We start from the raw sequence: 6,619 nt of genomic DNA on the forward strand, positions 1-6,619 counted from the left end.
TTCCCACAACATCGCCCGACGCGGCGAGAGCGTGTGGAACGCGGGGCGTGAGTCACGCGTCCCTGCCACCCCATAGGGGTGTCCGGACGGAGGAGACAACCCAGCAGCCAGCTGGACACTACCTCCAAGCCCAGTCCTTCAGGGCCGGGTCAAGTTGACAACTGCTGGACGAAGTACGGCTCGACGGTCATCCAGCCGTTGCCGCGAGCGCCGTAGCGGGTGCCGTTGTCGCTGCTGGCCAGGGTGTACCAGGAGTCGACGTAGTCGGGATCGTCCGTCCACCAGTCGTTCGGGATGGCATCCATGATCGCGTTCACCAGGGGGATATAGGTTCCCTGATCGGTGATGGTGAGCAGGGCAGCGGCAATGGCCTTGGCGAGGTCGCGGTAGTTGGTGCTGCCGTCCTCCTCCATCATCACGGCATCGGCCAGGTTGTACTTGTAGTTCGACCAGTTGACCAGGATCTGGCCGGGCCGGTAGACCGTGCCGTCATTGTCGAGGTAGGGCATGTCGACGGGGTCGACACGTACGCTGCCGTCCTGCCCGAAGCCGGTGACCAGCGTGTAGATCTCGGCGTCGCCCTTGACCCAGGGCTCCTCGTCGTCCGAGAGCTCCACCGCGCTGATGCGGGTGGTCCAGAAGCCCCCGGCTGCTGCCTGGGCCTGCGGCCTCTTGGTGGCGCCCGCCTTCGGTGCTGGTGCCGGTGCGGCGGAGGCCAGGCCGTAGTGGCGCAGTTGCCTGTTCAGGAACTCCAGGCCGGCGGCCAGCGCCTTGGAGCCGTCGATGTCCACGACGTACACGGGACGGGCGGGTGCGTGGCGGGCGTCGAGCGTGTGGGCTCGGCCCCGGCTGTCGTAGGCGACGATCGTGCCGGCGTGATCATCGGTGGTGGCGGGGGCCACCCAGGGCGCCTTTCCGGCGGTCAGTGCGCTGCGCATCGCGTGGTCCCCGAGTCGCAGCCGGAGCAGCGAACCGATGCCGGTGTCGAGGCCCTTGGCGGCGGCGATCCGGTGATCCGCCGTGGCCAGCGTGGACTTCAGGCCGTTGTCGGCACGGCCGGCCAGGGCGGTGACAGACACCTCGTCGGTGGTCAGGGCGGCATGCTGGAGGCGGGCACGCCAAGCGGGGTCGGAGAGGGAGCGGGCTATGGCACGCGATCCTGCGCCGCGGCGACCGTGGACGCGGCTGCCGGAGCGGCTGCGGCTGCGGGCAGGGCGCTGACGGTCTGACCGGCGGACAGGGCGAGTAAAGCCACCACGACGGCGACGGCGCCACGACGGCGCGGTTGACGAGGTCTCACTGGGCGTTCCTCCCGGGAGCGGGTGCGGACGGACGCACTGTCAGGTGAGCGATGGAGCCGTGAATCTATGCGAGTAGACCGGGGCAAGCATGGCGGGTTCATGACAGTTCGAGCAAGGGGCGCGCTGCGGAATTGTCCTCGGCGACTGCAGACTCCTTCTCACACGGCCACCGGGCGAAAGGCGCTGACATGGCATCCGGGAACATGGCGGCGGCCGGCGGGCAGCGCCTCCGTGGCCCGGGTGGGTCCCGCCAGGAGGTCGAGAACATCGATGCCGGGCGACCGCCTCGCAGTCAGTCAGACTCCAGGGCCGCGGTACCGGACTGACGCCGGCTCACCTGCGCCTGACTCCCGCCCAAAGCGGCGGCGCCCACTGCCGCCTACGCGACAACACGGGCGCCTGCCCGTCGTGCGCTTGCTCTCCACGCCGGAAGCCCCGGAATCGACCATGGGGCAAACCTCGAGACCGTGATCCTCGACGAGGTCCTGCCCCACCAGAACGGCTGCGGCCAGATCGCGTTCCGGAGGCCGGGGCGCGCTCGCCCTCGGAGGTCTCTTACTCCCGTTGCCGCATCCCGGAATGCGGCCTTGGTTCGGCGGTGTCGGGTCACGCCAGAAGATGGCGTTCTCGCCGGGGAGGTGGCGGGCCACGAGGGCGGTCACGGCGAGGCCGGTCATGACTTCGGAGCGGACAGGGGTGAATCCCCCGGCTCCAGAGGCGCGTTGGGGTGATGCGCAGATCGATGCCCGGCGTGGGACGGCCGGCGCTGCAGCGGCTTGACACCCTGTCACCGGCTCTGCCTGTGAGCCGCCCGGCGGGCTCCGCCGGACGGGCCGGGCGGCGCGGCGTCCGGATGCGGTCAGGCGGCGCGGCAGAGGATCGCCGGGCCGGACGGTGCCGCGGCCCGGGTCACGGTCGCATGTACGGGGCGGGTGGTGTGGTCGGTGGCTGTGGTCTGCGAGCGGTTGCGTGCGAAGACGACGAGGCGCAGGACTGCGAACCGTGCGAGACCGGCGAGTGCGGAGGCGGACAGATAGACGATCTGCTCGAGCATGGCCCCGGGTGCCGCCACCAGTTGCTGCAGGGCAAGCATCGCCGTGCACGTCAGCGCGAACGCGGCGACCGCGGAGCCGGCCGACTGTGCGTGCTGACGCCAGGTTGCGTGTGCGCCTGCGCCGAAGGAGAAGCGGGCGTGCAGCTCGGTGGCCAGGAGCGTGGAGACCGTGGTGATCAGAGCGTTGGCAAGGCCCCAGGGAATCCGTGTGGCGAGGGCCGCCACGGCGAGGCTGGAGGCGAGTCCCACTGCGCCGCCGCAGAGGACGAAGCGGGCGAAGGCGGTGAGGGTGCCGGGCGCCGTCCGCTGCCGGCTCTTTACTGCATCCATGATCCAACCCCCTTGGCCGCCCACTTGCGAAACCCCGTACCCCTCGGCCCGCGAAGGCCTCAGTCCGTTGTTTCTGATGACAGAAACGCTACGTTGCCTTCACTGATCTGACAACTGATTTATTGCACTCTCGATTCATCGATGCAGGTAGACGACGGATAATCGTTGCAATAGTTTTGAGCTAATGCAACAGACCATATCTCGATCGTTGCAATGCATTGAAGATGAACGCTATGAGCGGAGGCACCGCTCGCCTACATGCGCACCTTCGCCCCTCCCCGAAGCGAGGCCGTAGCCTGCGGGCATGCGTTGGGAACATGTCTTCGGGTGGTTCTTCCCGCCGTGTTGGCAGGGCTCGCCCTGGGCTTCCTTGCGGGAGCGTGGGGCAAGTGATGGAGCGCTGGCGTGGGCGGTACGTCCGCGTTCGGTACGACCCGACCCGGCCAGGCCAGCCCAACGAGGATCGAACTGTAGGAGTCCTCACGACCCTGCTGCTCGGCTGGGTGCTGGCCGGCGCCGCGGCTGCCATCGCCGTCGACCTGCTCGGCTGACGCAGACACCCGCCTCGGTGCTCATGGTGGTGTTCGCGTGGGCGCCGAGTGAGCTGGTGCCACGAACGGTCGCTGAGGTGACGGGCCGGCCTCGCGCCGAGCAACAGACCACGCTCTACCGGCACATCAAGCAGCTCCACACGCGCGGCCTGATCGAAACCGCCGAGACCAGGCTCGTCCCGGACATCGTCGAACACCGCTACAGCGCGAGTCAGTCCTTCCTCGTACTGGACCCTGCGTTCTTCAACAGCCACAGCGGGACCGACGACACCGCCGCAATGAACAGTGAGGCACCCGCAAACGGTCGGCAGGCGACCCACGCCTCGAGCGGTGTGCACCCCGGATACGTCCCGGACACCGGGTACTTCCAGCGGTAGCACTCCGACCAGTAGCTCACCACGCGTCGCTCCGTGCGGGCGAAGAAGGCTGGGTTCCGCGCGATGAAATCCCCGCACCGCCTGACCTGGGCCGCCCCTGGGCCAGCAAGTTCGGCCAGCTCCGACGCGATCGCGTTCCAATTCGGCCAGGGCGCTGCGGCGATGTTCGGGTCGCGTGAAGGTGAAGGCCGCGCTGGGGAACCTGACTGGCAGGGACGGTGGTGCCCTGGCGTTCGCGCAGGAGGCCCAGACCCGCACGGCCTCCGCGGGCCGAGGCCCTGACATTTCGCGCGCGAGTTCATGGCCCCCTGACCGCCGTACCGGGCGGAGGCGGCCGACTGGAACTCGGCCCGAGCAACGGGACGCGCCCGGCGCCCGCCCTTGCTCCTGGACGCCGCGGCAATCCACCACTGTTGCGATCACCGGCCTTCGGGCAAAGGCCGCACTGTCCGCCAGCGCGGAGCCTCGTCATCGGGGACGTCCGGGGAGGGGAAGTGGAACGGCACCCCGAGGAAGCCGGCCAGCGCCCGGCCCGCCCCTGCGGCAGCGGTGCCCGGCGGAGGCCCGCCAGGGCGGTGGTAGACGGTCGCCAAGTGGCCCTCCCCGACCGGGTCGTCCAGGACGGCGACCAGCACCACGAACCAGTCGTGGACCGTGTCGCCGTCCCACAGAGCCTCAACTGCGGCCACCTGGCCCGGGAGTGCCGCGGCGCGGGTTGCGAGCGAGGGGACGTCCAGCGGATCGGGCGGCCTGTACCGCACCCGATCACCGAGGGCCTCGTAGCGCGCGTGGACCACCTGCTCCGCCTCGCGCAAGCCCAGCCCCAGTGGGCGCAGGGCCTCCCACACCGCCTTGACTGCCATCAGCCGGCGATCGCGCAGCACGTTCGCGTCGGCCTCCCGGCGGGTCTGATCCTCCAGGTACGCCCACCAGCCACTCATCGGGGCCCCGGGCGACGTTCCATGGCGTGCGTCATGGGCCGAACGTACGGCAGCACAGACAGGCAGCCGCGGCGATATCCCCAAGCAGCAACCCGGCTGCGGCAGTTGCCACGGGCAGCGGGTTGCGGGTTGCGGGTTGCGGGTTGCGCACGGCCAGGCCCACCAGCCGTTGCGCGCCCGCGCCGAACAGCCGAACGGCGAAGTCCTGTATCCAGCGCCCGCCTCGCCACACCCGCGACGAGCCGTTCGTCCCGTTCCTGGTCAACCCGGCCGCCAAAGACGAACGGCCCGAGCGCTCTACACGTCGTGGGGGTATGACGATGCCGGAGGAGCCGACCCTCACCGGCCCGGCCTCGCCCCGGCCTCATCGTGATGATCCGCGTCATCCGCTGACCGGCCCCCGCAGCTGAACCCTGCCCGTTCACTGGAGATGCCCCGTCAGATCCGGAGCGGCTCAACCACACGCCAGAAAGCCATCCAGCCGCGCACTTTGCACCTGGCCCAAGGCGGGGCCTTGGCCGCCTCCGTCCGTCAGCCGCCGATCCAGGCGTCGACCATCTCCAGGTGCTCAACTTCGGGCTCGGGCGGGCGGAAGCCCAGCGCCGCGGTGACCACCCGGTCCACGACCGGGTGCAGACGCTCCTCGACGAACCTCTTCCAGTCCGCCTCCGACTCCCAGACATCGGTGTACCGCAGCCCGCCGGGTGTGCGGTGGACGAGATGGGCCACCAGCCCCGGGGGCTTGTCCGGTCCCAGTCCTTCCCTGATGCGTGCGTAGGTGGCCGGGTCGATCGGCACCTCGAAGGTGAACGCGTACGTCACGGGACCACACCCCTCATATTCAACCGAAGCTGTTTCGGATGAATATGGCTAGCATCGATCGTGTGGAGAGACAGGTCAAGAGGCAGTACGACACGAGCCGCCGCCGGGCGGCGGCGCAGGCGACCCGGCAGGCGATCCTGGACGCGGCGACGCGGCTGTTCGTCGAACGCGGCTACACGGCGACCACAATGGCGCAGCTCGCCAAGTGCGCGGGCGTCGCGGTCGACACCGTCTACACGGTGGCGGGCCGCAAACCGGCGCTGTTCCTGCAACTGGTGGAGTCCGCCATCTCCGGCACCGGGGACGCCGTTCCGGCGGCCGAGCGCGGCTACGTACGCGAGATGCGCGCCGAGCCGGACGCGGCCCGCAAGCTGCGCCGCTACGCGCGAGCCGTCCGGGAGATGCACGCCCGGCTGGCCCCGCTGCTGCGCGTCGCCCGAGCGGGGCCGCCGGAGGTCGCGGAGGTCTGGCAGGGCATCGCCCGGCGCCGTGCGGACAACATGCGGCTGCTCGCCCGGGACCTGGCCGCGACGGGTCAGCTGCGCCACGGGCTGGACCTGGAGGAGGTGGCGGACATCATCTGGGCCACCAACTCGCCCGAGTTCTACTGCCTGCTGGTCGAGGACCGCGGCTGGCCGCCCGAGCAGTTCGAGCGGTGGCTCGCCGACAGCTGGTGCCGACTGCTGCTCGCCTGATCCCGGCCGCCGGCCCCCTCGGGCACCGGCGGCCAGGGCAGGACCCGGCGTGGCGGCCGGACTTCGGCCGGCCACGAGTCCGAGGAAGGACACGGGCCGAAGAGCACAGCGCGGCGGCCGGCCCAGCCCCCTCCCCCCTCTCCCGGCCGGGTCTCTTCGATGCAGGGCGCGGCGGCGCAGCGCGGCAGAAGGCGCAAGGGATGTCCGGCGTGGGCCTCATCCGCCAGGTGCGCAAGGAGCAGGTGGCACAACGGCGAGGGCGTCCTGGAGGGGCTCTCCGGGGCGTCGTCCCGGAGAGCTGAGAGCCCCGCGATTTTTGACGGCGCTGAACCGGTGAGGCAACCGGGTGATCTGCTCCGGCGGCGACCATGGTTGGAGTTGCAGGTCCTGGCCGTCTCAGGCGGCGGCTGTCGGGTTGGCCGATTCGGCGGTTCGGCGGTATTCGGCGTTGAGGCGCTGGGCTTCTTCGAGCTGGTCTTCGAGGATGACGATGCGGCAGGCGGCCTCGATGGGGGTCCCGTGGTCGACGAGTTCGCGGGCGCGGGCGG

The 6,619-nt window shown here is 70.2% G+C and carries 7 protein-coding genes and 2 pseudogenes; 3 read left to right on the forward strand and 6 right to left on the reverse strand.

Translation table 11 applies throughout. The annotated features are described in order from the left end of the window. Positions 1-149 precede the first annotated feature (149 nt). The 3 genes and pseudogenes from ACWD68_RS41260 to ACWD68_RS41270 all read right to left on the reverse strand — a co-directional run bounded on the left by ACWD68_RS41260 (position 150) and on the right by ACWD68_RS41270 (position 2,685). The gene (locus ACWD68_RS41260; protein ID WP_451811621.1) at positions 150-1,148 is read right to left on the reverse strand and encodes a DUF3103 family protein; all 999 of its coding nucleotides are present in this window, start codon (positions 1,146-1,148) and stop codon (positions 150-152) included. A gap of 311 nt (positions 1,149-1,459) precedes the next feature. Further along, positions 1,460-1,668, reverse strand: a pseudogene (locus ACWD68_RS41265) (XRE family transcriptional regulator); the annotation flags it as partial. A gap of 492 nt (positions 1,669-2,160) precedes the next feature. Beyond that, on the reverse strand, positions 2,161-2,685 hold the full coding sequence (locus ACWD68_RS41270) for a hypothetical protein (RefSeq protein ID WP_451811615.1): 525 nt from the start codon (positions 2,683-2,685) through the stop codon (positions 2,161-2,163). Between the two features lie 392 nt (positions 2,686-3,077). Between ACWD68_RS41270 and ACWD68_RS41275 the strand changes: the two genes are divergently transcribed. Together ACWD68_RS41275 and ACWD68_RS41280 are read left to right on the forward strand one after the other, a co-directional pair. Beyond that, complete coding sequence (locus tag ACWD68_RS41275) at positions 3,078-3,236, forward strand: hypothetical protein (protein WP_451811616.1); 159 nt, start codon at positions 3,078-3,080, stop codon at positions 3,234-3,236. Positions 3,237-3,313: 77 nt separating this feature from the next. Then, on the forward strand, positions 3,314-3,613 hold the full coding sequence (locus tag ACWD68_RS41280) for a hypothetical protein (RefSeq protein WP_451811617.1): 300 nt from the start codon (positions 3,314-3,316) through the stop codon (positions 3,611-3,613). 419 nt (positions 3,614-4,032) lie between these two features. On the opposite strand, the gene ACWD68_RS41285 is transcribed toward ACWD68_RS41280, so the two are convergent. Both ACWD68_RS41285 and ACWD68_RS41290 read right to left on the reverse strand, forming a co-directional pair. After that, entirely contained in the window at positions 4,033-4,554 is a 522-nt protein-coding gene (locus ACWD68_RS41285; RefSeq protein WP_451811618.1) for a hypothetical protein, read from the reverse strand. Between the two features lie 531 nt (positions 4,555-5,085). Further along, positions 5,086-5,376 carry a hypothetical protein gene (locus ACWD68_RS41290; protein WP_451811619.1) on the reverse strand — a complete coding sequence of 97 codons (291 nt, stop codon included), beginning with the start codon at positions 5,374-5,376 and terminating at the stop codon, positions 5,086-5,088. Between the two features lie 62 nt (positions 5,377-5,438). On the opposite strand from ACWD68_RS41290, the gene ACWD68_RS41295 reads away from it, so the two are divergent. Further along, positions 5,439-6,071, forward strand: coding sequence for a TetR/AcrR family transcriptional regulator (locus ACWD68_RS41295; RefSeq protein ID WP_451811620.1), 633 nt, complete (start codon positions 5,439-5,441; stop codon positions 6,069-6,071). A 396-nt stretch (positions 6,072-6,467) separates the two neighbouring features. On the opposite strand, the pseudogene ACWD68_RS41300 reads toward ACWD68_RS41295, so the two are convergent. Beyond that, positions 6,468-6,619 (reverse strand): annotated as a pseudogene (locus tag ACWD68_RS41300) (MerR family transcriptional regulator); the annotation flags it as partial.

The sequence above is a fragment of the Streptomyces sp. NPDC005141 genome, assembly GCF_053599975.1.